Raw genomic sequence first — 21953 nt, 5'->3', positions numbered from 1 at the left:
CGTGTGGAGCCTGCGCAGCCCGCGCTCGGTGCAGCGCAGGATCGGCGCCGTGAACACCGCGGTCAAGAAGCTGCTGCTGCGCCCGCTCGCCTCACGGCAGAACTACCCGGATGCGGCCATCAGCCCGCAGCACCGGGTGAACGGCAAACCGCCCGACTGGGACACGTACAAGATCATGGCGGTGCACAACTTCGCCAACTGGGAGCTGCGGGTCGGCGGGCTGGTGGAGAACCCCGTGACCCTCACGCTGGCGGACATCCGGGCGCTGCGCGACAAGCAGACCCAGTGCACGCTGCACAACTGCGTGCAGGGCTGGTCGAGCGTGGGCAAGTGGGGCGGGCTGCCGCTGCACGAACTGGTCGAGCTGGTCCGGCCACTGCCGGAGGCCCGCTACATCTGCTTCCTGACCATGCAGGAGAACCGCCGGGACGAACCGAGCGCACCGGGCGTCGGAGCCGGGCAGTTCTACGAGGTCATCGACCTGGAGCTGGCGGACTATCCGCAGGTCCTGCTCGCCTACGAGATGAACGGCGCACCGCTGCCGATCAAGCACGGCGCTCCGCTCCGGCTGCGGCTGGAGACCCAGGTCGGCTTCAAGATGGCCAAGTGGATCGAGCAGATCGAGTTCATCGCCGACTACTCGAGGATCGGGATGGGGATGGGCGGATGGCGCGAAGACAACGCGTACTTCGAAAAGGACGTGGAGATCTGACGGGAAACAGGGATCTGACGGGAGCGGGGGATCTGATGGGACGCGGAGATCTGATGACGGGAGGCGTCGACCTCGTACGCCGCCCCGAACTCATCTCGCTGACCGGCCGGCAGAAGGAACAGGTGCGCGATCGGGCGCACCGCGACCGGAAGACCTGCGCCGGCTGCGGCTCCGGGGAGTTCGTCGTGGGCGACGCCCTCTATCTGGGGTACCTGTTCCGCAGCGAGCCTCTGGACGCGTACATGATCGCGCTCACCTGTGCGAACTCCTCGTGCCCGGACCCGTACAACGGGATCACGCTGCACGGGCCCGAGTTCCTGCCGTCCCCGTGAACCGCCCCTGGAAAGGGGCGCGGCGCGCCGCCTCACCTCACCTGTCGGCCGCGTCCCCGAGCGGGACGGTCGGCCGGGCGATGCCCAGCCGTTCCATCGCCGGCAAGGCGTCCCGCAGGGCGGCGCGCAGCGTGTCATAGCGGGCCCGCTCATCCGGCGTCAGGCCGCCTCGCCGGTAGTAATGGTCCAGGCGTGGGAGCCGGCCCGCCAGCAACGTCCCCCATCGGATGCTGAAGTCGTAGACCTGCGCCTGGTCCGCCGACGCCTGCGGGTCGTCCGCCAGCACGCGCAGCGCCTCGACCTCATCGAACAGCATGTCGAGGTCCGCGCTGACGCCCGCGATTCGCTGCTCCCCGTTCACGAGTTCGTCGTTCAATGAACCCACCTCGTCCCCCACGATGTCCCCCATTACGTCCCGTATTACGTCCCCCACGACGTCCCCTGCTGCCCCGTACGCCGCGCCCCCCGCCGGGTGCGTTCAACTCGTCCACGGGCACTCTCGAACGTACCCCAACGCCTGCCGCGACGCGCCGCGTCATCGCTGCTCAGAAGCCTGGTGGTGCCGCGACCAGTGTGAAGGATGAGTGGCTGAAGGGATGGTGGGGAATTCCTTCCGCTGAGCCGATGAAAAGGTTTAGAGATTTTTACCTTTCGACCTGGTTTATTGCGCTAAGAGTGCTTTCAGCGCATGGCAACCTGTTTGTTATGCGTGACGGAAAAGTTCGATTTACTGTCTGTGCCGGCCTGCTCGCGGCGGTGACCGGGTTCACCGGGATCGCGACCCCCGCGCACGCCCAGCCCTCGTACGCCCAGCCCTCGTACGCCCAGTCCGCGGTCGCGCACGCCTCATCGGCCGCCCAAACCCTGACCGTCGCCAACGACCCGCCGGACGTCTACGGGCGCGCCGCCTACCTGCTCGACGCCACGACCGGCGAGGCCCTGCTCACCGGTAACGCCGGACGGCGCATGCCGGTGGCCAGCCTCACCAAGGTGATGACCGCCTACGTCGTGCTCCGTGAGGCCGACCCGGCGGACAAGGTCAAGATCATTCGTGAGGACGTCGAGTACGCCGAGAACAACGACGGCTCGGCGGCCGACCTGCGCCCTGGCGACCGGATCACCGTCGGGGACCTGCTCTACGCGCTGATGCTCCCCTCGGGGGCCGACGCCGCACACGCGCTCGCCCGCACCTACGGCCCCGGGATCGCCGGCTTCACCGCCAAGATGAACGCCGCCGCCCGCGAGCTCGGGCTGCGCGACACGAAGTACCTCAACGCCGACGGACTGCCCACGCCCAAGGGGCAGGGCGGCGTGTCCACCGCACGGGACCAGGCGAAGCTCGCCGAGGTCGCGCTGCGCGACCCCAGGCTGGAAGAGGTCACCTCGACCCGTCGTCACCACGTCGGCAGGACCGAGGATCACCGCGCGTACACGTGGACCAACACCAACAGTCTGCTCGGCTCGCGAGGTGTGATCGGACTGAAGACCGGGTTCACCCGGGCGGCGGGCTACTGCCTCACCTTCGCCGCCGACCGTGACGGCCACCGCCTGATCGGTGTCATCCTCGGGGAGCGGCAGTCGGGACGGCGCTTCCAGACCGCCCGCGCGCTGCTGAACTGGGCCGAGGACGGCATGACAGCGGACAACATGACGGAGGGCCACATGACGGAGGGCGAGGCTGCGGCCTAGGTCGGGTTTCGACCTGAACCGCACGCCCCGCCCTCTTTTCGGTCAGCTCAGCCGTGCGGGCCGAGCGGGGACAAACGGGTCAGACCCGCTGCCACAGAGCCGGCACGTTCGACGGCTCCCAGCCCGTGAGGGCGGTGTGCGCCTGCACGCACCGGTAGGTGGCGCCGCCGTAGGTGACCTGGTCGCCCGCCTTGTAGCTGGTGCCGGCCTTCCAGGTCCCACCGGGCTGGCTCGGCGGCTGGCTGGGCTGGGTCGGCGGCTGGCTGGGCTGGGTGGGCGGGGTGCTCGGCTGGGTCGGCGGCTGGGTCGGCGGGGTACCGCCGCCACCGCCGATCTGCACGTCGACGCAGGAGTAGAACGCGTTGGGCGTGTCGGCGACGTTCCAGACGGCGATGACCTTCTGGCGTCCGCTGTAGCCGCTGAGGTTCACGTTGTGCGTGACCGTCGCGCCCGGCTGCTTGCCGCCGCCGCTGAACGACGCGATCTTCTTGCTGCCGATGAAGTAGTCCCACGTGCTGGTGGCGTGGCGGGCGGTGAACGTCCAGGTGAAGTTCACCGAGCTGCCGACGCTCGTGGGACGCCAGGCCTTGCTGTCGTCGCCGAGCGGGGCCCACCGGGAGTCACCGGCGGTGCAGTTCAGCTGGCCCTTCGGGCCCTCGACGCTCTGCGGCTCGTACTGGATGTTGCCACAGCCCGACACGATGCCCTGGGCGCACTGCGCCTGCCGGCTGAGCGGCGACGACACGTAGCCGTGCGCGCTCGCCGGAGAGGCGAAGAACACGCCTGCTCCGATCGCGAGGGACGCCGTCGACACGAAGGTCAACGTCTTCCGCATGTGTTGCTCCTTCCGCTGGGGGGGTGGAGCAAATATAAAAGAAAGTTTCCTATCAGTAAAGCCCCTGTCATCGTCCCAGTTCAGGAGGTGTCAGCAACCTCGTACCGACTCAGCCCATCGCGGCGAGCGCGTCGATCTCCACCAGCATCGACTCGTGCGGCAGGCCCACGAACACCGTCGTACGGCACGGCAGCACGCCGCTCGGGCAGTTCTCCCTGACGAACTCGCCGTACGCCTCGTTCATCGGAGCGAAGTCCTCGCGCTTGGTGAGGTAGACGCGGAACATCAGCACGTCCTCGACGCTCGCGCCGCCCGCGGTGAGGATCGCCTTGACGTTCTCCAGCGTCCTGCGGGTCTGCGCCCTGACGTCGCCGGGGTGCAGGTACTCCCCGGTGGCCGGGTCCTGCGGTCCCTGGCCGGACACCTGCAGCAGCGGCCCCTTGCGCACGCCCTGCGAGAACACCCAGGCCGGGGCGGGAGCGCCATCGGTCAGGATCGCCTGCTTGTCTGACATGTCATGCTTCCTTTCGCTCATGATTCATCGGAGAGAGACCCGGCCAGACCGGGACAGTCGATGCCCGCCGCGCTCACCCTGATCCGCGCCCACTGCTCGGCCGAGCACGTGAGCAGCCGCTCACGCAGCCCCGGCGGCGGCGGCGGAGCGTGGTCGTCCGGCACGACCAGCGTGCCCGCGGCCATCAGATGTCCCAGCCGGAGACGTTCGCGCAGGCCGAGGCCGCGCAGCGTGCCGGCCAGGAAGCCGGCGGCGAACGCGTCCCCCGCACCCATCGGCTCCACCACCTCGACCGCGAGCGCCGGCTCGCTGACCATGCCTTCCGGGCCGTCCGCGCCTTCCGGGCCTTCATGGGTGGTACGGCACAGCGCGATCGCGGCCCGCGCGCCGTCCTTCACCACGATCGTGTCCGGCCCGGGAAGCAGCTCGCGCAGCTCGGCCGGGTCACCCGTGCCCAGCACCTCGGCCGCCTCGTCGGAGCCGACCAACACGACGTCGGCGGCGTCGAGCAGCCGTCGCAGATGGCCCGGATCGCGACCGTGCCACAGTGAGGGCCGCCAGTTCAGGTCGAAGCTGACCACCGACCGCCCGCGACGTGGCCGGGCCAGCAGCGCGTCCAGCAGGGCCAGGCAGTCGTCCGACAGCGCGGCGGTGATCCCGGACAGGTGGACGAGATCGGCGGCCTCCAGCAGCCGGGCGGCCGCGGGATCGTCGAGCAGGCCGGGCCCGAGCGCCGAGGCGGCCGAACCGGACCGGTAGTACCGCGGGATCGTGACGCCACCCGTGGTCTCCTTGACGTACAGCCCGGTCGGCCGCACGGGGTCGACGGCGACCGCGCTGGTGTCCACCCCGGCGGCCGCGACCGAGGCCAGCACATAACGGCCGAACGCGTCGTCGCCGACCCGGCTCACCCACGCGGCCGGGACGCCGAGGGACACGAGTCCGCGGGCGACGTTGGACTCCGCGCCGCCCATTCCGCGATGGAAGGTCGCCACATCCTCCATCGGTCCTGTGTTCTTGGTTGAACGCAGTGCCGCCGGAACGAGCACGGCCATCGATTCGCCCACGCACACCGCCGAGAGCCCTGCCACGCCGCTTCCCCCGCCTCCGCTAGTGTCTTGCGCAAACGCCGTCCCGCATCCTATGCGGTTGATCAATGAGTTTGGAATGATCTTCAAGAACGCGACCGTCGTCGACGGGACCGGAGCCGGGCCGTACGTCGCCGATGTGGCCGTGGAGGACGGCCGAATCAGCGAGATCGGCGCGGCCGCAGCGGGCAGGGCCGTCGTGGACGCGACCGGCCTGGTCCTCGCGCCGGGGTTCATCGACATGCACGCCCACTCCGATCTGGCACTGCTGACCGAGCCCGACCACCTGGCCAAGGTGAGCCAGGGCGTGACCTGCGAGGTGCTCGGCCAGGACGGGCTGTCGTACGCCCCGGCCGACGACGCGACGCTCGACCGGCTGCGCCGCCAGCTCGCCGGCTGGAACGGCGACCCCGACGGCCTCGACTGGGACTGGCGGACGGTGGGGGAGTACCTCGACCGCCTCGACGAGGGCATCGCGGTGAACGCCTGCTATCTCGTCCCCCAGGGCACCGTCCGGGCGCTGGTGGTGGGCTGGGACGACCGGCCCGCCACGGACACCGAGCTGGCCGAGCAGAAGCGGGTGGTCGCGCAGGCGATGGACGACGGCGCCGTCGGCATGTCCACCGGCCTCACCTACACCCCCGGCATGTACGCCGGCACCGACGAGCTGGCCGAGCTGTGCGAGGTCGTCGCGGCGTACGGCGGGTTCCACGCGACGCACCACCGGTCGTACGGCAGAGGCGCCCTGGAGGCGTACGCGGAGATGATCGAGGTGTCGCGGCGGTCCGGCTGCCCGCTGCATCTGGCGCACGCGACCATGAACTTCAACGTCAACAAGGGGCGGGCGGGGGAGCTGCTCGGCCTGCTCGACGACGCACTCGCGGCCGGCTGCGACATCACCCTGGACAGCTATCCCTACCTGCCGGGCTCGACCACGCTGGCCGCGCTGCTGCCGAGCTGGGCGTCGGCGGGCGGGCCGGGCGCCACGCTGGAACGGCTGCGCGACCCCGCCGTCTGCGACCGCGTCCGGCACGTCCTGGAGGTCGACGGCTCCGACGGCTGCCACGGCGTGCCGGTGGAGTGGGACACGCTGCGGATCTCCGGCGCCCGCTCGGCCGCGCTGGCCGGCCGCGTCGGCACGTACGTGCGCGACTTCGAGGACTTCCGCCGGCTGCTGATCGACGACGAGCTCGGGATCACGATCGTGCAGTTCGTCGGCGACGAGGAGAACGTCCAGACGATCATGCGGCATCCCGCGCACACCGGCGGCAGCGACGGGCTGCTGGCCGGCGCGAAACCGCATCCTCGGGCGTGGGGCGCCTTTCCCCGCTATCTCGCCCGGTACGTCCGTGAGTTGGGCGTGCTCACCCTGCCCGAGTGCGTCGCGCACCTCACCGGCCGCCCCGCCCGGCGGCTCGGCCTGCGCGACCGGGGGCTGATCCGGGCCGGCTACCACGCCGACCTGGTGCTGTTCGACCCGGAGTCGGTGCGTGACACCGCCACGTTCGACGACCCCCGCAGGCAGGCCGAGGGCATCTCCCACGTGCTCGTGGGCGGCGTCCCGGTGATCCGGGACGGCCGCCACACCGGCGCGCTGCCCGGTCGGGCGCTGCGCCGTACGAGCTCGGGCACGGTCGCTGTTCGATCGGGCCCCGCTTGACGGGCTCTATTTGATCGATCCCGCGGTGAGGCCGGAGACGACCTTCCGCTCGATCAGTGCGAAGAGGATGATGACCGGGATCGTGGCGATCACCGAGCCGGCGAACAGACTCTGCCAGTCGACCTGGTACTGGCCGATGTAGGAGTTGAGCGCCACGGTCAGCGGCTGGTTCTCCGGCGTGGTGGTCAGGGTCAGCGCGACCACGAACTCGTTCCAGGCCGCGATGAACGTGAAGATCAGCGCGGTGACGACCCCTGGCAGCGCGAGCGGCAGGGTGATCCGGAACAGGACGCCGAACCGGCCCGATCCGTCCATGGACGCCGCCTCCTCCAGCTCCCGCGGGATCGAGGCGAAGTAGGCGTGCAGGATCCACACGGCGAAGGCCAGGTTGAAGCCGCCGTTGACGAGGATCAGCGACCAGACCGAGTCGACCATTCCGAACTGGAAGAACTCCCGGTAGATGCCGACCAGCATCGCGGTCGGCTGGAACATCTGCGTGATCAGCACCAGGAACAGGAACACCATGCGGCCGCGGAAGTTGTGCCGGGCCGAGTAGTACGCCGCGGGCAGGGCGACCAGCAGCACCAGGATCGTCGACCCGGCCGCCACCTCCAGGGTGACCAGGAGGTTGCCGGCCAGCCCACCGGACCAGAAGTCGACGAAGGCGCCCCAGTTGAAGGAGTCCGGCAGGTAGACGGCCTCGCGCTGCTGCTCCTTCGGCCGCACCGCAGCGATGATCATCTGCAGGTACGGGAAGATGAAGATGAGCGCGATCACGTACGCGCTCGCGGCGAGCAGCACCTTCTTGAGCGAAGCCGGAGCGCGCCGAGGGGACTGGCGGCGCCGGGAGCCGGCCGGAGAGCGGGTCATCGGGGCACCTCGGTCTTCCACTTGCTGACCTTCAGGAAGATCGCCACCAGCACGATCACCATGCCGAAGTTCACCACCGACATCGCGGCGGACTCGCCGATGTCGGAACCCTTGAGGATGTACATGAAGATCGTGGACGTGGCGGTCGAATAGCCGGGCTGGCCGTGCGTCATCACCCAGATGATCGGGAAGTTGTTGAAGACGTTCATCACGTTGATGAGCGCCGCCACGGTCAGCGCGGGGCGCAGCAGCGGCAGCGTCACCGACCAGTACGTCCGCCACTTGCTCGCGCCGTCCATCTTCGCCGCCTCGTACACGTCGGCCGGGATCGTCGCCAGGCCGGCGAGCAGCGCGTACGTCGTGAACGGCACCGAGACGAACACGGCGACGGCGATCAGCCAGGGCATCGCGGTCGGCGCGGCGCCCAGCGGGTCGGCGGCGGCGCTACCGAGCTCGTCGAGCAGCCCGAGGTCCCGCCGCACCATGTTGATCAGACCGACCTCGGGGTCGAGCATCCACTTGAACATGATCGACGTCATCACCACCGAGGCGGCCCACGGCGCGATCAACGCCCAGCGCGTGACCCGGCGGCCGGGGAAGCGCTGGTTGAACAGCTGGGCGAGGCCGAGTGAGATCAGGACCGTGAGGGCGACCACGGCCACCACCCAGATCACGCTGCGGATCATCACTCCGCCGAAGTCGGCCTCGTCGAACAGCTTGGCGTAGTTGCCGGTGCCGTTCGAGCCCTGCACGACGCCGAACCGGCTGATCTTCAGGAACGACGACCGGATCATCTCGATGACCGGCCAGACGACCACGACGGCGATCAGCACCATCGCCGGACCGATCCAGGCGAGGGGCTCCAGCCTGCGGGCCACCCGTTCGAAGGTGGGCTTCTGCTGCATAGATTCTCTGCTTCCGGGAGAAAGAGGTACGGCCCGCGCCTGAAGTGTGTTCCGGCGCGAGCCGTACCCGTGGATCAGCTGCCCTCGGCGACCTTCTGGATCTCGCCCAGCACCTTGGCGGGGTCACCGCTGATGGCGCTGCCGATCGTCTGCTTGATCGCGGTGTTCACCTCGGACCACTTGGGGTCGGTGAACGGGTAGAACGTGGCGTTCGGCAGGGCGTCGAGGAACGGCTTGAGCTTCTCGTCGGAGGAGAGCTTCTCGATGCCCGACTTCGTCACCGGCAGCAGCTTGTAGGTGTCGCTGATCTTCTGCACGGCGGACGAGGCGTAGAAGAAGTCGAAGAACTTCCTGATCTGCTCCTGGTGGCCGTTCTTGTTGAAGGCCATGATCCAGTCTTCCACGCCGAGCGTGGTGTCCATCGGGCCGGTCTTGCCGGGGATGGCGGCGACGCCGTAGTTGGTGAGACCGGCGCTCTCGAAGATCGGAATCGACATGGGGCCGCCGTTGACCATGCCGACCTTGCCGGCCCCGAAGTCCTCCCAGACCGTCTTGCGGTCCTTGGTGCCGGGGTTCGGCGTGGTCAGGCCCGCGTCGTGCAGCCCCTTCATGAAGGTGAACGTCTCGACGTTCTGCGGCGAGTTGATCGCCCACTTGCCCGAATCGTCCTTGTAACCGCCGCCGTTGCCCATGAACCACAGGAACGACTCGCCCTGCGCCTCCTCCTGGCCGAGCGGCAGGCCGAACGGCTGGGAGACCCCCGCGTCCTTGAGCTTCTCCGCGTCGGCCTTCAGCTCGTCCCAGGTCTTGGGCGGCTCGGCGATCCCGGCCTTCTCGAACAGGTCCTTGTTGTAGAACAGCGCCCGGGCGGACGAGACGAACGGGATGCCGTACGCCGCGCCGTCCACCTTGCCGAACTCGGCGAACTTCTCCAGCAGGTCGGACTGGGTGTTCGGGGAGAGCACCTCGTCGACCTTGTAGAGCAGCCCGTCCTTGACGAAGCCGGAGTAGTCGCCCGTCTGCAGGATGTCCGGCACCTGGCCGTTCTGCACCATCGTGGCGACCTGCTTGTCGATGTCGTTCCAGTTGATGACCTGGACGTCGACCTTGATGTCGGGGTTGGCGGCCTGGAACTCGTCCACCACGCCCTTCCAGAACTTGTCACCGCTGTTGTCCGCGGTCGGGCCGTCGCCGTAGTCGGCGGCGACCATCTTCAGCGTGACCTGGCCGCCGGCGGCCTTGTCGCCGCCGGTGTCGCCGTCGCTGCTGTCGTTTCCCGATCCGCAGGCGGACAGGGCCAGTACGGCCGCCAGGCCGATCGTGGCCGCGCCCGCGATCCTCTTGCTCATCTGATAACCACCTCGAAGCTGACTGGTCTGTACCGGTCGGATGACAGGTGGCGGACAGACCTTTGATCCGCACTCTCGAGAGCCAGAGTAAACAGCAGCCAAAGGGCTGGTCTATACCGGGAAATATCGGATTCACAACGACGGGGTGACGTTCCCGGATCGCCGGTCTATACCAGCGAGAACCAGCTCTCTCTGGAGAGAGGAGGCGTGGATCAGAGGATCTGCGCGATAACGCGCAGAAGTACCATGTTTCGCGCATGTTCAAACGTCACAGTTGCATGAATGAACAGTCCCCCCTCCTCAAGATCACGGGTGGTGGGTGGACGGGGCTGGTCAGGCCTCGATGACGTCGACGCCCACCCGGGTGAACGCCTTGACGATCTCGGGGGTCGCGTCGCGGTCGGTGACCAGGGTGTTGATGGCGTCGCACGAGCAGATCCGGGCGAACGCCCGCGTGCCCAGCTTGGAGGAGTCGGTCACGACGATGACGTGCCGTGCCTGGGCCGCCATCAGCCGGTTGATGCCGGCCTCGCCCTCGTGATGGGCGAACGCCCCGCGTTCCGGGTCGAGGGCGTCCACGCCGAGGATCGCGTAGTCGAGCGTGATCCCCTGCAGCACGCCGTCGGCCAGCGAGCCGATCAGCTCGTAGGAGGCCGGCAGCGCGACCCCTCCGGTGACCACCAGCTTGACGTGTCTGCGTACGACGAGCTCGTTAGCGATGTTCAGCGCGTTCGTCACCACGGTGAGGCCGGGCTCCCCGCTGGGCGGGCCGGGGTCGGCGCGGCTCGCGAGGCTCCTGGCGACCTCGGTGGTGGTCGTCCCGCCGTTCAGCCCGACGATCGAGCCCGGTGGGACCAGTGCGGCGGCCGCCGCCGCGATGCGGTGCTTCTCCGGGGCGTGCCGGGCCGCCTTGTACTGCAGCGGCAGGTCATAGGAGATCGCGTTGACCACCGCGCCGCCGCGTGTGCGCGTCAGCATCTGCTGTCGGCTCAGATGATCAAGGTCACGCCTGATGGTGGCGGCGGACACGCCCAGCTCGGCCGCGACGGCCTCGACCTCCACCTTGCCGTCTCTCGCGAGGATCGCGAGCAGCGCGTTCCACCGTTCGTGGCTCGTCATCGGTTCGTTCCCTCTCACCGGTCGCTCTAAAGCGTAGCCAACACCACGACTTGCGCATATTTGAGTGCTAGTGGCATCTTATGAGCAGAAATACGCATAAGGAGGCGTCTGTTGACACACGTTCTAGAGGAGATCGCCAGCCAGCCCGACTGCTGGCGCAGGGCGCTCGACCTCGGGGCGGGCAGCCCCGAGGGCCTGCCCCTGCCCGGTGAACGCGTGGCCGTGATCGGCTGCGGCACCTCGCTCTACATGGCCCAGGCGTACGCCGCGCTGCGTGAGCGTGCGGGCCAGGGCGAGACCGACGCCTGGGCCGCCTCCGAGCTGCCCGCCCGCCGCTATGACCGGATCGTGGCGATCACCCGCTCCGGGACCACGACCGAGATCCTCGACGTGCTGGGCGCGGTGGACGGCGGGACGCCCACGGTCGCCATCACGGCGGATCCCGCCACCCCCGTCGCCGGCCTGGCCGGCACGCTGATCACCCTGGACTTCGCCGACGAGCGCTCGGTGGTGCAGACCCGCTTCGCGACGAGCTGCCTGGCCCTGCTCCGCGCCCACCTCGGCGAGGCCCCCGCCGACCTGCCCGAGCAGGCCGAGCGTGCGCTGGCGGCCGACCTGCCGGAGAAAGCCGTCTCTCGCCGCCAGTTCACCTTCCTCGGCAGCGGCTGGAGCAACGGTGTCGCCGCCGAGGCCGCGCTCAAGCTGCGCGAGGCCGCGCTGGCCTGGTCGGAGTCGTACCCTGCCATGGAGTATCGCCACGGGCCGATCAGCATCGCCGACGAGGGCAGCCTGGTCTGGTTCTTCGGCGGGGCGGAGGGGCTGCTCGACCAGGTGGTCCGTACCGGAGCCGCGACCACGGTGGCCGCCCTCGACCCGCTCGCCGACCTGGTACGGGCCCAGCGCCTCGCCGTGGAACTGGCCCGCTCGCGCGGTCTCGACCCCGACAGCCCGCGCAACCTCACCCGTTCCGTGGTCCTCGATCAGCCGTGATCCTCACGGTCACCCTCAACGCCGCGCTGGACGTGACCTACGAGGTGGCGGAGCTGGTGCCGGGCGGCACGCACCGCGCGAGCGCCGTACACGAGCGGGCCGGCGGGAAGGGCGTGAACGTCGCCCGCGTGCTCACGGCCCTTGGCCGTGACCGGGTCCTGGCCACCGGACTCGCCGGCGGCCCGGCCGGAGCCGAGATCACCCGGGAGCTCGCCGCGGCCGGCATCCCGGCCCGGTTCGCCCCGATTGCGGGTGACTCCCGGCGGACCGTCACGATTGTCGCGTCCGGCGACGCCACGGTGTTCAACGAGCCCGGACCGGTCGTCACGGACGGGGAGTGGCACGGGTTCCGCGAGCGGTTCCGCGCGCTGTGCCGCGAGGCAGAGGTGGCCGTGCTGTCGGGCAGCCTGCCGCCCGGTGCGCCCCGGGACGCGTATGCCCAGCTCACGGCCGATGCCCGCGAGCGCGGCGTGCGCGTCCTGCTCGACGCGGACGGGGAGGCGCTGCGGCTCGGGCTGGCCGCCCGGCCCGACGTCGCCAAGCCGAACGCGGCCGAGCTGGCCCGTGTCGCCGGCTCCGGCCCGGTGGCCGAGGCCGCGCGGTCGCTTCTCGCGAACGGGCCCGGCGCCGTGGTGGTCTCGCGCGGCGCCGACGGCCTGCTGGCCGTCACTTCCGCGGGGACCTGGTCGGTACGGCCGCCCCGGCCGCTGTCGGGCAACCCCACCGGCGCCGGGGACGCCGTGGCCGCCGCCCTCGCCCGGGCCCTGTGCGGCGCCGCTCCGCCCGACCGTGCCGCCCCGGTCGATTGGCCGGCCGTGCTCGCCGACGCAGCGGCCCTGTCGGCCGCCGCCGTGCTCGCCCCCGTCGCCGGGGACGTCGACCTCGCCGCCTACCGCGCCTTCCTCCAGGAGATCTCATGCCGCTCGCCACGACAGCCTCGATAGTCGCCGCCGCCCCCGCCGGGGTGTGCGCCTTCAACATCGTCACCCTGGAGCATGCCGAGGCCGTCGCGCTGGCCGCCGAGCGGACCGGCACCCCGGTGATCCTGCAGGTCAGCGAGAACGCCGTACGGTTCCACCTCGGCAGACTGCGGCCGATCGCCGATGCCGCGCGCGCCGTCGCCGCCGCGGCCTCGGTGCCCGTCGCGCTCCATCTCGACCACGTCACCGACGACGGGCTGCTGCGTGAGGCGGCCGACGCCGGGTTCAGCTCGGTCATGTACGACGCGTCGCGGGAGCCGTACGAGATCAACGTGGCCCGGACCCGGGCCGCGGCGGACTGGGCGCACGGATGCGGGCTGTGGCTGGAGGCCGAACTCGGCGAGGTCGGCGGCAAGGACGGCGCGCACGCGCCGGGCGTACGGACCGACCCGGGCGAGGCGGCCGCCTTCGTCGCCGCGACCGGGGTCGACGCCCTCGCGGTCGCCGTGGGCAGCTCCCACGCCATGACCACCCGGGAGGCGAGGCTGGACCACGACCTGATCGCGGCGCTGCGCGAGGCGCTCGCGGTGCCGCTGGTGCTGCACGGCTCCTCCGGCGTACCCGACGACGAGCTGCGCCGCGCCGTCGCGGCGGGCATGAAGAAGATCAATATCGGTACCGCGCTGAACATCGCGTTCACCGCGGCGATCGAGGGGTCCGCTCACAGGGGCGCGGATCCCCGCCCCCGCCTCACCGCCGCCCGGGACCGCATGGCCGAAGCGGCCGCCCACCTCCTCGCCACCGTCTCCGGCGTCGCCCACGAGTGTCGTACTGCTTCATGAGGTGGGTTCATGTGGGCCGCCCTTGTGCCGGCGACGAGGGTCAGCTCATGGATCGGCCGGCCGATTTGAGTCCGGTTTCCATATCGGCTATGAAGTGCTGCCACGAGGAGACGTCCGTGATGGGGCCGGATGGGTCGATCCGTTCGAGAAGCAGTCGCCGATGCTGTGAGAAGCGTTGATTGAACTTTTCGAGCTTCCGTCCGGACAGGCCAGACGCGAGGGCCAGCTTCTCCTTCAGGACGGTCTTGGGATCAGGGACAGACTCGACCTTATTCGGCGAGGGGAGACTGAGCCGCATCTTGCCGTTCGGGTTCCCCGCGATGGTTCTCAGCTCTGCCTCGTCCATCAACAACCAGGCCTCGGTCATGCGCACAGGCACGATGGCCGCGTGGGCTGTTCCGGGGGCGTGTGTCTGGATCGCGGTCGCGATCTCTGTCAGACGCACCTGCCGGCCATCGCGATCGGCGTCACGATGAACGGCGATGAGTTCGTACTCGCCATCGATATCGAGGACCGCGCGAAGCTTGTCGCTCACCGCGCGACCAGGAGGTTTGGGAAGGCGGCTGAGGTCGGGATCGGTGACTGCGATGTCGATGCCGAGCCTTGCGGCGATGACTTCGATCTGCGGGATGATCCCGCCGTCGCTTGTTCCCTCCCCCAAGAAGAGCACGCGAACCGTCACGCGATCTCCAAACGCAGATTGGCGCCGGGAGGCGTCGTCAGGTAGGGAAGGATGTCCGCCTTGGTCACGGGCACGGTTTCGCCCAGACGTCCACGCCATGAACCCGCCAGGGGACGAAGCCGCAGGGCGTGCGCCATGCGGCTGTCCGGCATCTGTTTGATCGTGGAGTCGGCGAACAGCAGATCGTCGGGCCGGACCAACTGGACGATCGCCGGAGAATGCGTGTTGATGATGACCTGGCGGAATGGGTTGTCCTCACCCGGCTCCTCCATGGGATCTACCGCGAGATCCTCGACGAGGCTCACCATGGCTTCCAGATTGCCCGGGTGAATGCCGTTTTCCGGTTCCTCCATGCAAATAAGGCCGGTCACGGAGGGGTCTTCTAGAAGTACGCACAGGGCGAGGAAGCGCAGCGTGCCCTCGGACAGACTTCGGGCCGGCAGGGTGAGGCCGCTCGCTTCCCGAAGCTGGACGGACAGCAACTCTCGGACATCGTCCTGATCTACCCGGAGACTGCGTACCTTGAGCCCGTCGAGATCGGCAAGACGATTGGCTACCCTGGAGTACACGCGCTCGGGGTCTGAATCAGGGTCACGATGGGCGATGCGGTAGAGAGCGCCCGGAAGATGGCGCCCGGTGCTGTCCATCGACCTTGGATCGACATAACGGTCAGATGTCCGCAGTGCCGAGGGTTCCAGGGCGAGGCGACGCCATGACTGCATCTCTCTGCGGGCGGCCAGGATGGTGGGATCGTCGTTGCTGGTCACTGTACTTACAACGGTGGCAGGCGCCCGAGACGCCGCGGCCGGTTTCGGCTGTCCTCTGCTTCCCCCATCCTGATGAATTCGGATAATCGGCTGACCGTCCTCGATTGAGGTCGAGATGAACGCGGTGCCGCTCCGGCGGCCCTTCAGAACGGCGTTGCGGAACTTGGCGGTGCTGTGGGGGAACTTGAGTCGCTGGGGAGCCTCTCGGAGGCTGATGTGCCGAAGATTCTCCTCAAGCAGCGTCAAACGACCGATCTTCTCGATTCCGGCTGGAGGGACATAGCCCAGCGCGAGCTCATATCGCAGAAATGAGATAGTCGGGATGGCGATCCGGCCGAAGTCGTCTTCCGTTTCGAGAGGAACGACCATTTCGGCGGCGAAGCGGATTCGATGGCTCTTCGATGCATAGCCGTTCCAGAAGAGGTCGCGCGGGTCGCCGAGACGTTCACCGCGAACACCTCTCACCTCCTGCGCGGCGTCCAGCAGTGACCTGTCCGCCAGCAGGCTGAGGAACTGGATGGCATCGAACACGTTTGACTTGCCGGTGCCGTTCTCCCCGGCGATACACGTGAAAGCGCCGAAGTCTGCTCGGAGGTCGATAAGGTTCTTGAAACCGTCAACCTCTAGCCGTGTCAACATCGCTTCCTCCCCCGACCAGCATCGCATACCCGATCGGCCGCAACGGTCGATCTTCACCCTGTCATGCGGCCCAGATGGCGAGCACATCGCCGCGTGTCATCCGCCGCCGGGGGTGAGGCGGACGCCGGTCACCGCGAACCGTTCGACCTCGGCGATGTGACCGCCGGTGCTGGCGACGAGCGTCACCGTCTGGCCGGGCGTCGCGTGGAACGCGAGGGTGGCCGACCAGGGCTGGTCGGTGCCGCCCGCCTGCACCGGTCCGGATTCGCCGAGCACATCCTCGCTCGCCGGGTGGTGGGCCTGGACGCGGATGCTCTCGTCCACGCCGGTGATCCGTCCGCCGGCCTGCACCGGTGATGCCACGCGGGCGCCGTACGCGGGGGTCGTGAGGGAGAGCGTGGTGTCGTCGGTGCCCACCACCTCCCACGGCGCGTCGGCCTCGTCGCCGAACTTCACCAGGTGGAGCACGGCGGCGGTCATCGCGCGTCCGCCCTCCTCGCCGCGGAACCCGACGGCCACGCGGGCGTGTGTCCCCTTGACGGTGCGACTGATCACCCGGTCGATGCCCGTGAACCCCAGGTAGCCCTGGGTGAAGCTCAGCGCGGTCTGGTCGGCGTCGAGATGCCAGGGCTGGTGGCCGCCGGAACGGTAGGAGAGCGTCCAGGACTGCGCCTGCGCATGGTCGGCGAACGGCCACAGCGGCTGGTAGCGGCCCGCCACCAGGGAGGCGTCGCCATTGGGGGAGGGGCCGGCGGGGGAGGAGTTCGGCCCGGTGGTGCCGCCGGTGCTCGGGCTGACCGGGCTGACCGGGCTGTCGGTCGGGTCGGCGGTCGCCGTCGCGCCGGGTCTTGTCTGTCCGGGCCCTGTCTGTCCGGGCACTGTCTGTCCGGGCGGCGTCTCCTCCTCGGGAGACTTCTCCGCCGCGCCGCAGGCGGACGCGAGCAGGCAGAGCGCGGCCAGGGCCGCCGTCGTCCTCCGGTGTCCGTTGCGCAGTGTCATGAGCCGTGAGACCTCCGCCGATCGCTTCTCATCAGTGCAGCACAGCCGCGACCGTGCCGCCTGGCCGATCAGAAAATCCGCCCACCCCGATCGGCCAAAAATCTACATCGTAAAGGGGGCTGGATGGGGAATGCGCATAAATCAACGTGGCGGGTCCCCGTCCCGGCCAACGGGAGCAACATCGTCCACGGCAGCACGGTCCCGGTAGCGTCGCGAGCCCGGAGCACGGAAGAAGGGAACGGCATGCGACGCATGGGTCTCGATGAGCGGGCGGCGCGATGAAGTACGCGGTGCTGGCGCCGGTCGCCGCGAACACGACCGCCGACCCCGAGTGGATCAGCGGCTTCGCCCGGCACGCCGAGGGGTGCGGGTTCGAGTCCATCGTGGTCGTCGAGCACGCGGTGGTGATGAGCGGCTATTCGAGCGTCTACCCCTACGACAAGTCGGGGAAGATGGAGCTCAAGGACGACTGCGACATCCCGGATCCGCTTGACCTGCTGGCATTCCTGGCCGGGCGGACGGACCGCATCGGTCTGGCCACCGGGGTCCTGGTCCTGCCCAACCACCATCCCGTCGTGCTGGCCAAGCGACTCGCCACGGTCGACGCCCTGTCCGGCGGGAGGCTGCGGCTGTGCGTCGGCATGGGCTGGATGAAGGAGGAGATCGAGGCCTGCGGCGCCGACTTCGCCAGCCGGGGCCGCCGGGCGAACGAGCAGATCCAGGTGCTGCGCGCGCTGTGGGCGGACAGGTCCGCGGAGGGGGTCGGCTTCCACGGAGAGTTCTTCGACTTCGACGGGGCCATGTGCTACCCCAAGCCGGTTCAGCCGAACGGAGTGCCGATCCACATCGGCGGACACAGCGTGGCGGCGGCGCGCCGGGCCGGCCGGTACGGCGACGGCCTGCAGCCGCTCGGCGTGGTGGGCGACGAACTGCGGAAGCTGGTCGAGGTGATGCGCACCGAGGCCGAGCGGGCCGGCCGTGACCCGGACGCTCTCGGGCTCACCCTGGGCCACCTCGTATCCCGCGTCACGCCGGAGAAGGCCGAGTCGCTGGCCGCCCTCGGCGCGAACCGGATCCTGCTGTCACCCACGCCGACATCGGATCTGGACGCGGTCAAGGACGAGTTGTCGGCCTGCGCCGAGCGTCTCGGACTCACCTCGCATGCTCAGCGGTGACGACCGGACCGAGCTCGCCGACCTGGTCGCCCGGTACGCCCTGCTGGCCGACGAGCGGGACATCGCGGCGCTGACCGGTCTGTTCACCGGGGACGGCGTGCTCGTCCTGCCCGATCCGCCGGGCACGCTCGAGCCGGTCACCGCCCGGCGGGGGCACGAGGAGATCGCCGGCGCGATGTCCGCCCTGGAGACGATGGCGTCGACCTTCCACGCGCTCGCCGGTCAGGTCTTCGACGCCGGGCCCGAGCCGGGATCGGCCGTCGGCCGGGTGGCCTGTGTCGCGCATCATCTGTCGGAGCGGGCCGGCGGGCCGTCGGACCTGGTGTGGCACCTGCGCTACGCCGACGACTACCGGCGCGAGGGCGGCGCCTGGCGGATCGCCCGCCGGGCCGTACGGATCGACTGGATCGAGACCAGGCCGGTACGCCGCATGCGCGGGCAGGGCGTGAGGGAAAGCCGGAAAGAAGGAGCATGATGACCGCGTCAGGGGAGAGCCGAGCCTCGAGCAGGGTCTCGGTGGTGACCGGCGGGGCGCTGGGGATCGGCGGCGCGGTCAGCCGCCGCCTCGCCGGCCGGGGCGACCTGGTGGTGCTGGCCGACATCGACGCCGAGGCGGCCGAGCGGACCCGCCTGGACATCGAGGCGGCTGGGGGAAGCTGCGTGGTGGTCGCCGGTGACGTGAGCGACGACGACGTGGTCAAGCGCGTGCTCGACACCGCGCTGGAGGCCGGCGACGGCCGCGTCGACGTGCTGGTGAACAACGTGGGTGACTTCCGCCCGGCGTCGAAGACGTTCCTGCACAGCAGGCCCGACCAGTGGCAGCGCCTGTACGAGCTGAACCTGCTACACGTGTTCAAGATGAGCCACGCCGTCCTGCCCGTCATGGTGGAGCGGCGCTCCGGTTGTGTCGTCAACAACTCCACCGTGGAGGCGTTCCGCGGCATCCCGGGGCACGCCGTCTACTCCGCCTACAACGCCGGGGTCTCGGCGTTCACCAAGAGCCTCGCGGTGGAGGTCGGGCAGTACGGCGTGCGGGTCAACGCGATCGCGCCGGACCTGGCCGACACCGAGCAGACGCCGGCGAGTGCGATGCTGCGCGGCCGCGACCCGGAGCTCATCCCGCTGTGGATCCCGCTCGGCCGGTACGGCGAGCCCGACGACTACGCGGCCGTCGTGGATTTCCTCGCCTCCGACGAGGCCCGCTTCGTCACCGGCCACACGATCCCGGTGGACGGCGGGACGCTGGCCGCGTCCGGATGGTACGGCCGCAAGGACCGCAAGGGCTGGACGAACATGCCGAACGAACCCTGAGCGGGAGCCAAAACGTGCAACGGGCCCCCTTCCGGGGCCCGTTTCACGTTCCGCGCCGGGTGCCACCCCGGCGTGTCATCGCTATTCCGTCGGGATGCCGCTCATGAGCAGCTCGGGCGACTCGGTCCGGCCGTCGAGCACCCGGCCGGTGCGGGCGGTGACCCGCCAGCCGTCCGGTCCCCGGCGTAGCCGCCAGTGGTTGGCGGTCGCCCGGCGGACCCGGAAATCGCCGGGGCCCCCCTCGCGGGCCGCCCCGTTCAGAACCATGAGGGAGTAGCAGACGGCGACCGCCTCGTCGCCGTTCACCGTGACGTGGGGCGCGCCGATGAAGTGCGCGCATCCGCCGGCGATCCAGCCCTGGTGCCGGTCGGACCCGACCATCGCGGCGATCTCGTCCTGCCCGGTCATCACCAGCTCGTCCACGTCGTACACGCCGTCGCGCTCCCACAGCCCGGCGACGGCTTCGGCGCTGCCGCTGTCGACGAGCGGGCCGTACGAGAGGATCAACCGGGTGATCTCCAGCTCGTCCTCGACCGCGCGCGTGCGCTCCTCAAGCCTGGCCAGCCGCTGCTCGATGTCCCTGTTGTCAGTCATCCGCGTCTCCGAAAACGATTCCGATCTTGGTGCCGAGGGCGTGCAGCGCCTCGAGTTGCTCGCAGTAGTGGCCGGCCGACTCGGCGGTCACATGGACGCCCGCGATGGTCGCGCCCGCGTCGCGCACCGCCTCAAGCGCACGCTCGGCGGCCTCCGGCGAGCCGGACGGGTCGAGTGGGCGCCCGGGGCCGAGCACGATGTCGAAGCCGCCGGGCGGGTCCGCCCGGCGGACCATCGCCGACAGCGTGTCCAGGGGGAGGCCGAACGGGACCCAGCCGTCGCCGTGGGTCACCGCCCGCCGCAGCGAGCGCGCGGTGCGGCCGCCGATCCACAGCGGGACGCGTTCCTGCACCGCGTACGGTTCCACCACGAAGCCGGCGAAGTCGTAGAACTCGCCGTGGAACTCCGGGACGCGCCGGCCCAGGGCCGCACGTAGGGCGGCGATGGCCTCGTCGGCACGCGCGCCGCGACCCTCGAACGGGGCGCCGAGCAGCTCGAACTCCTCCTTGAGGCTTCCCACGCCCAGACCCAGGACGAGCCGGCCGCCGCTGACGCGGTCGAGCGTGCCGTACCGCTTGGCGATCGCGAGGGGGTGATGGTAGCCGAGAACGAGCACCTTGGTGGCCAGCCGGATGCGCGTGGTGCGCGCGGCGAGGTAGCCGAGCGTGGCCAGCGGGTCCCAGTAGGCGCCGCCGCGCTGCTCGGCCGCCTCGACCGGGACGGCGACGTGCTCGCTGCAGGTGATGTGGTGATAGCCCAGCCGGTCGGCCGCCTCGGCGACCTGTCCGATCTCCTCGATCCCCGCCGTTCGCTCCCACTCCGCGCTCGCGCCCGGGTGCCGCACCACCACCGGGGTGGTGATCCCGATCCTCATGCCCGTCCCCCTCTGCCGACGTCACCAGAAATCTTTCTAGTTGCGACCGGAGAGTTCATACCGGGGGTCCCGCTGACTGGAATCGGACATCTAGTAACATTTCGGGTGTTTCGATGGGGCTTCCCTCCATCGGGTCTCGTTGCTACATTCCAATACAAGAATTCGTTTCAGTTTTGGGGGTGCGATGACCGCTGCCAGCGTCATGTCCGAGTCGCCGGCGCCCGCACAGCGGGAGCTGCCGCCGTCGATGGTCGAGCGGATGACCCTGATCCTGGACGCGTTCCCAGGCCGCTCCACCCGTCTCACCCTGGAGGACGTGGCGGGAGTCACCCGCCTGCCGCGCTCCACCGCTCACCGGATCCTGGACCAGCTGGTGCGGTTGAACTGGCTCGAGCACAGTTCGTACGGCTACAGCCTGGGTTCACGCGCGCTCGGGCTCGGCGGCCGGGACGGCGGCCACGGCGAGATCAGGGAGGCGGCGGCTCCGCTGCTGCACAGCCTGCAGATCAGGACGGGGATGGTCGTCCACCTGGCGGTCCTCGACGACGCCGAAGTCTTCTACCTCGACAAGGTCGGCGGGCGGTTCGCCCTGTCGGTGCCCTCCCGCGTCGGTGGCCGGGCGCCGGCCCATTCGACCGCGCTGGGCAAGGCGATCCTCGCCTGGCTGGAGCCCGAGCAGGTCGACAGCGCGATCGGCGGGCGCATCAGCCGGCTGACCAACCGGACGATCGGCGACATCGCCACGCTGCACCAGGAGCTGAACCGGATCCGGCGGCGCCGGGGCCTGGCCTTCGAACGGGGGGAGTGCTTCCCCAGCATCTCCTGCGTGGCGGCCGCCATCCGCGGCCCCGAGGGGCCGGTGGCGAGCATCTCCCTGGTCGGCGAGGCGCGCACCCCGCTGGAGAAGGTCGCACCGCTCGTGGTCGACGCGGCACGGCAGGCGTCACTGGCCCTCTTCCCCGATCTGGCCACCCAGCGGCGGAGCCGTCCGGGGAGCCGGGTGCCGCACCGGGCACCGGAGCAGACGTGGTCGCCCGAGGCCATGAACCGGATTCTCGAGGCCGGCCAGAACGGTGACTGGAGGTAG

At 69.7% G+C, this 21953-nt stretch carries 24 protein-coding genes and 1 pseudogene; 11 read left to right on the top strand and 14 right to left on the bottom strand.

Annotated elements, in window-relative coordinates:
* Together ACFHYQ_RS07565 and ACFHYQ_RS07560 are read left to right on the top strand one after the other, a co-directional pair.
* Positions 1 to 712 (top strand): molybdopterin-dependent oxidoreductase (locus ACFHYQ_RS07565; protein WP_394300367.1); only part of this gene is annotated, 712 nt, incomplete at its 5' end.
* Between the two features lie 35 nt (positions 713 to 747).
* Positions 748 to 1044: a hypothetical protein gene (locus ACFHYQ_RS07560; RefSeq protein ID WP_394300366.1), complete on the top strand. Its 297-nt coding sequence runs from the start codon at positions 748 to 750 to the stop codon at positions 1042 to 1044.
* A gap of 37 nt (positions 1045 to 1081) precedes the next feature.
* Here the strand turns inward: ACFHYQ_RS07560 and ACFHYQ_RS07555 are convergent, their stop codons facing one another.
* A complete protein-coding gene (locus ACFHYQ_RS07555; protein ID WP_394300365.1) occupies positions 1082 to 1420 on the bottom strand; it encodes a hypothetical protein in 339 nt (112 codons plus the stop codon).
* A 329-nt stretch (positions 1421 to 1749) separates the two neighbouring features.
* Here ACFHYQ_RS07555 and ACFHYQ_RS07550 point away from each other — a divergent pair, with 329 nt between their 5' ends.
* On the top strand, positions 1750 to 2733 hold the full coding sequence (locus ACFHYQ_RS07550; protein ID WP_394300364.1) for a D-alanyl-D-alanine carboxypeptidase family protein: 984 nt from the start codon (positions 1750 to 1752) through the stop codon (positions 2731 to 2733).
* 79 nt (positions 2734 to 2812) lie between these two features.
* Here ACFHYQ_RS07550 and ACFHYQ_RS29410 read toward each other — a convergent pair whose 3' ends face one another.
* From ACFHYQ_RS29410 to ACFHYQ_RS07535, 4 genes and pseudogenes are all read right to left on the bottom strand, one after another.
* Positions 2813 to 3073: a carbohydrate-binding protein gene (locus ACFHYQ_RS29410; RefSeq protein WP_512701468.1), complete on the bottom strand. Its 261-nt coding sequence runs from the start codon at positions 3071 to 3073 to the stop codon at positions 2813 to 2815.
* Positions 3065 to 3568, bottom strand: a pseudogene (locus ACFHYQ_RS07545) (lytic polysaccharide monooxygenase auxiliary activity family 9 protein); the annotation flags it as partial. The pseudogene ACFHYQ_RS07545 and the gene ACFHYQ_RS29410, both read right to left, overlap by 9 nt.
* 109 nt (positions 3569 to 3677) lie before the next feature.
* Positions 3678 to 4082, bottom strand: a complete 405-nt coding sequence (locus ACFHYQ_RS07540) for a RidA family protein (protein ID WP_394300362.1) — start codon at positions 4080 to 4082, stop codon at positions 3678 to 3680.
* Positions 4083 to 4099: 17 nt separating this feature from the next.
* Positions 4100 to 5173, bottom strand: coding sequence for a sugar kinase (locus ACFHYQ_RS07535; RefSeq protein ID WP_394300361.1), 1074 nt, complete (start codon positions 5171 to 5173; stop codon positions 4100 to 4102).
* Between the two features lie 76 nt (positions 5174 to 5249).
* Between ACFHYQ_RS07535 and ACFHYQ_RS07530 the strand changes: the two genes are divergently transcribed.
* A complete protein-coding gene (locus ACFHYQ_RS07530) occupies positions 5250 to 6830 on the top strand; it encodes an N-acyl-D-amino-acid deacylase family protein (protein WP_394300360.1) in 1581 nt (526 codons plus the stop codon).
* Positions 6831 to 6836: 6 nt separating this feature from the next.
* On the opposite strand, the gene ACFHYQ_RS07525 is transcribed toward ACFHYQ_RS07530, so the two are convergent.
* The 4 genes from ACFHYQ_RS07525 to ACFHYQ_RS07510 all read right to left on the bottom strand — a co-directional run bounded on the left by ACFHYQ_RS07525 (position 6837) and on the right by ACFHYQ_RS07510 (position 11073).
* Positions 6837 to 7700: a carbohydrate ABC transporter permease gene (locus ACFHYQ_RS07525; protein WP_394300359.1), complete on the bottom strand. Its 864-nt coding sequence runs from the start codon at positions 7698 to 7700 to the stop codon at positions 6837 to 6839.
* Positions 7697 to 8605: a carbohydrate ABC transporter permease gene (locus ACFHYQ_RS07520; RefSeq protein ID WP_394300358.1), complete on the bottom strand. Its 909-nt coding sequence runs from the start codon at positions 8603 to 8605 to the stop codon at positions 7697 to 7699. The genes ACFHYQ_RS07525 and ACFHYQ_RS07520 overlap by 4 nt, the downstream gene beginning before the upstream one ends.
* Positions 8606 to 8679: 74 nt before the next feature.
* Positions 8680 to 9954 carry an extracellular solute-binding protein gene (locus ACFHYQ_RS07515; RefSeq protein ID WP_394300357.1) on the bottom strand — a complete coding sequence of 425 codons (1275 nt, stop codon included), beginning with the start codon at positions 9952 to 9954 and terminating at the stop codon, positions 8680 to 8682.
* Between the two features lie 333 nt (positions 9955 to 10287).
* A complete protein-coding gene (locus ACFHYQ_RS07510) occupies positions 10288 to 11073 on the bottom strand; it encodes a DeoR/GlpR family DNA-binding transcription regulator (protein ID WP_394300356.1) in 786 nt (261 codons plus the stop codon).
* A 111-nt stretch (positions 11074 to 11184) separates the two neighbouring features.
* On the opposite strand from ACFHYQ_RS07510, the gene ACFHYQ_RS07505 reads away from it, so the two are divergent.
* The 3 genes from ACFHYQ_RS07505 to ACFHYQ_RS07495 are packed head-to-tail and all read left to right on the top strand — an operon-like array spanning position 11185 to position 13825.
* Positions 11185 to 12063 (top strand): SIS domain-containing protein, encoded by an 879-nt coding sequence (locus tag ACFHYQ_RS07505; RefSeq protein WP_394300355.1) that lies wholly within the window; start codon positions 11185 to 11187, stop codon positions 12061 to 12063.
* Complete coding sequence (locus ACFHYQ_RS07500; protein WP_394300354.1) at positions 12060 to 13007, top strand: 1-phosphofructokinase family hexose kinase; 948 nt, start codon at positions 12060 to 12062, stop codon at positions 13005 to 13007. Before ACFHYQ_RS07505 ends, ACFHYQ_RS07500 begins: the two co-directional genes overlap by 4 nt.
* The gene (locus tag ACFHYQ_RS07495; protein ID WP_394300353.1) at positions 12980 to 13825 is read left to right on the top strand and encodes a class II fructose-bisphosphate aldolase; all 846 of its coding nucleotides are present in this window, start codon (positions 12980 to 12982) and stop codon (positions 13823 to 13825) included. Before ACFHYQ_RS07500 ends, ACFHYQ_RS07495 begins: the two co-directional genes overlap by 28 nt.
* Before the next feature lie 40 nt (positions 13826 to 13865).
* Here ACFHYQ_RS07495 and ACFHYQ_RS07490 read toward each other — a convergent pair whose 3' ends face one another.
* The 3 genes from ACFHYQ_RS07490 to ACFHYQ_RS07480 all read right to left on the bottom strand — a co-directional run bounded on the left by ACFHYQ_RS07490 (position 13866) and on the right by ACFHYQ_RS07480 (position 16912).
* A complete protein-coding gene (locus tag ACFHYQ_RS07490; RefSeq protein ID WP_394300352.1) occupies positions 13866 to 14507 on the bottom strand; it encodes a hypothetical protein in 642 nt (213 codons plus the stop codon).
* Positions 14504 to 15913: an AAA family ATPase gene (locus tag ACFHYQ_RS07485; protein WP_394300351.1), complete on the bottom strand. Its 1410-nt coding sequence runs from the start codon at positions 15911 to 15913 to the stop codon at positions 14504 to 14506. The genes ACFHYQ_RS07490 and ACFHYQ_RS07485 overlap by 4 nt, the downstream gene beginning before the upstream one ends.
* A gap of 96 nt (positions 15914 to 16009) precedes the next feature.
* Positions 16010 to 16912, bottom strand: a complete 903-nt coding sequence (locus ACFHYQ_RS07480; protein ID WP_394300350.1) for a hypothetical protein — start codon at positions 16910 to 16912, stop codon at positions 16010 to 16012.
* Between the two features lie 278 nt (positions 16913 to 17190).
* Here ACFHYQ_RS07480 and ACFHYQ_RS07475 point away from each other — a divergent pair, with 278 nt between their 5' ends.
* Genes ACFHYQ_RS07475 through ACFHYQ_RS07465 form a run of 3 tightly spaced genes read left to right on the top strand, consistent with a single transcriptional unit; the run spans position 17191 to position 19398 of the window.
* Positions 17191 to 18087 carry an LLM class F420-dependent oxidoreductase gene (locus ACFHYQ_RS07475; protein WP_394300349.1) on the top strand — a complete coding sequence of 299 codons (897 nt, stop codon included), beginning with the start codon at positions 17191 to 17193 and terminating at the stop codon, positions 18085 to 18087.
* Positions 18074 to 18562, top strand: coding sequence for a nuclear transport factor 2 family protein (locus tag ACFHYQ_RS07470; protein ID WP_394300348.1), 489 nt, complete (start codon positions 18074 to 18076; stop codon positions 18560 to 18562). The genes ACFHYQ_RS07475 and ACFHYQ_RS07470 overlap by 14 nt, the downstream gene beginning before the upstream one ends.
* Positions 18559 to 19398, top strand: coding sequence for an SDR family NAD(P)-dependent oxidoreductase (locus tag ACFHYQ_RS07465; protein WP_394300347.1), 840 nt, complete (start codon positions 18559 to 18561; stop codon positions 19396 to 19398). The genes ACFHYQ_RS07470 and ACFHYQ_RS07465 overlap by 4 nt, the downstream gene beginning before the upstream one ends.
* Positions 19399 to 19479: 81 nt before the next feature.
* On the opposite strand, the gene ACFHYQ_RS07460 is transcribed toward ACFHYQ_RS07465, so the two are convergent.
* Together ACFHYQ_RS07460 and ACFHYQ_RS07455 are read right to left on the bottom strand one after the other, a co-directional pair.
* Complete coding sequence (locus tag ACFHYQ_RS07460) at positions 19480 to 19992, bottom strand: nuclear transport factor 2 family protein (RefSeq protein ID WP_394300346.1); 513 nt, start codon at positions 19990 to 19992, stop codon at positions 19480 to 19482.
* Complete coding sequence (locus ACFHYQ_RS07455; RefSeq protein WP_394300345.1) at positions 19985 to 20866, bottom strand: LLM class F420-dependent oxidoreductase; 882 nt, start codon at positions 20864 to 20866, stop codon at positions 19985 to 19987. The genes ACFHYQ_RS07460 and ACFHYQ_RS07455 overlap by 8 nt, the downstream gene beginning before the upstream one ends.
* A 184-nt stretch (positions 20867 to 21050) precedes the next feature.
* Between ACFHYQ_RS07455 and ACFHYQ_RS07450 the strand changes: the two genes are divergently transcribed.
* On the top strand, positions 21051 to 21953 hold the full coding sequence (locus ACFHYQ_RS07450) for an IclR family transcriptional regulator (RefSeq protein WP_394300344.1): 903 nt from the start codon (positions 21051 to 21053) through the stop codon (positions 21951 to 21953).

Origin of the sequence: Sphaerimonospora cavernae (assembly GCF_042435035.1) — a bacterium.
Lineage (GTDB): Bacteria > Actinomycetota > Actinomycetes > Streptosporangiales > Streptosporangiaceae > Sphaerimonospora > Sphaerimonospora cavernae.
The sequence above is the reverse complement of the archived record's forward strand: the minus strand, read 5'-3'. Positions and strand labels throughout refer to the sequence as shown.

What these genes read in the sequence shown, in the direction of transcription:
- ACFHYQ_RS07450 (WP_394300344.1), top strand. Translation starts at nt 21,051, where the DNA reads ATGACCGCTGCCAGCGTCATGTCCGAGTCGCCGGCGCCCGCACAGCGG.
- ACFHYQ_RS07525 (WP_394300359.1), bottom strand. Translation starts at nt 7,700, where the DNA reads ATGACCCGCTCTCCGGCCGGCTCCCGGCGCCGCCAGTCCCCTCGGCGC.
- ACFHYQ_RS07560 (WP_394300366.1), top strand. Translation starts at nt 748, where the DNA reads ATGGGACGCGGAGATCTGATGACGGGAGGCGTCGACCTCGTACGCCGC.
- ACFHYQ_RS07485 (WP_394300351.1), bottom strand. Translation starts at nt 15,913, where the DNA reads ATGTTGACACGGCTAGAGGTTGACGGTTTCAAGAACCTTATCGACCTC.
- ACFHYQ_RS07470 (WP_394300348.1), top strand. Translation starts at nt 18,074, where the DNA reads ATGCTCAGCGGTGACGACCGGACCGAGCTCGCCGACCTGGTCGCCCGG.
- ACFHYQ_RS07460 (WP_394300346.1), bottom strand. Translation starts at nt 19,992, where the DNA reads ATGACTGACAACAGGGACATCGAGCAGCGGCTGGCCAGGCTTGAGGAG.
- ACFHYQ_RS07475 (WP_394300349.1), top strand. Translation starts at nt 17,191, where the DNA reads ATGAAGTACGCGGTGCTGGCGCCGGTCGCCGCGAACACGACCGCCGAC.
- ACFHYQ_RS07455 (WP_394300345.1), bottom strand. Translation starts at nt 20,866, where the DNA reads ATGAGGATCGGGATCACCACCCCGGTGGTGGTGCGGCACCCGGGCGCG.
- ACFHYQ_RS07495 (WP_394300353.1), top strand. Translation starts at nt 12,980, where the DNA reads ATGCCGCTCGCCACGACAGCCTCGATAGTCGCCGCCGCCCCCGCCGGG.
- ACFHYQ_RS07465 (WP_394300347.1), top strand. Translation starts at nt 18,559, where the DNA reads ATGATGACCGCGTCAGGGGAGAGCCGAGCCTCGAGCAGGGTCTCGGTG.
- ACFHYQ_RS07550 (WP_394300364.1), top strand. Translation starts at nt 1,750, where the DNA reads ATGCGTGACGGAAAAGTTCGATTTACTGTCTGTGCCGGCCTGCTCGCG.
- ACFHYQ_RS07530 (WP_394300360.1), top strand. Translation starts at nt 5,250, where the DNA reads ATGATCTTCAAGAACGCGACCGTCGTCGACGGGACCGGAGCCGGGCCG.
- ACFHYQ_RS07520 (WP_394300358.1), bottom strand. Translation starts at nt 8,605, where the DNA reads ATGCAGCAGAAGCCCACCTTCGAACGGGTGGCCCGCAGGCTGGAGCCC.
- ACFHYQ_RS07540 (WP_394300362.1), bottom strand. Translation starts at nt 4,082, where the DNA reads ATGTCAGACAAGCAGGCGATCCTGACCGATGGCGCTCCCGCCCCGGCC.
- ACFHYQ_RS07515 (WP_394300357.1), bottom strand. Translation starts at nt 9,954, where the DNA reads ATGAGCAAGAGGATCGCGGGCGCGGCCACGATCGGCCTGGCGGCCGTA.
- ACFHYQ_RS07480 (WP_394300350.1), bottom strand. Translation starts at nt 16,912, where the DNA reads ATGACACTGCGCAACGGACACCGGAGGACGACGGCGGCCCTGGCCGCG.
- ACFHYQ_RS07510 (WP_394300356.1), bottom strand. Translation starts at nt 11,073, where the DNA reads ATGACGAGCCACGAACGGTGGAACGCGCTGCTCGCGATCCTCGCGAGA.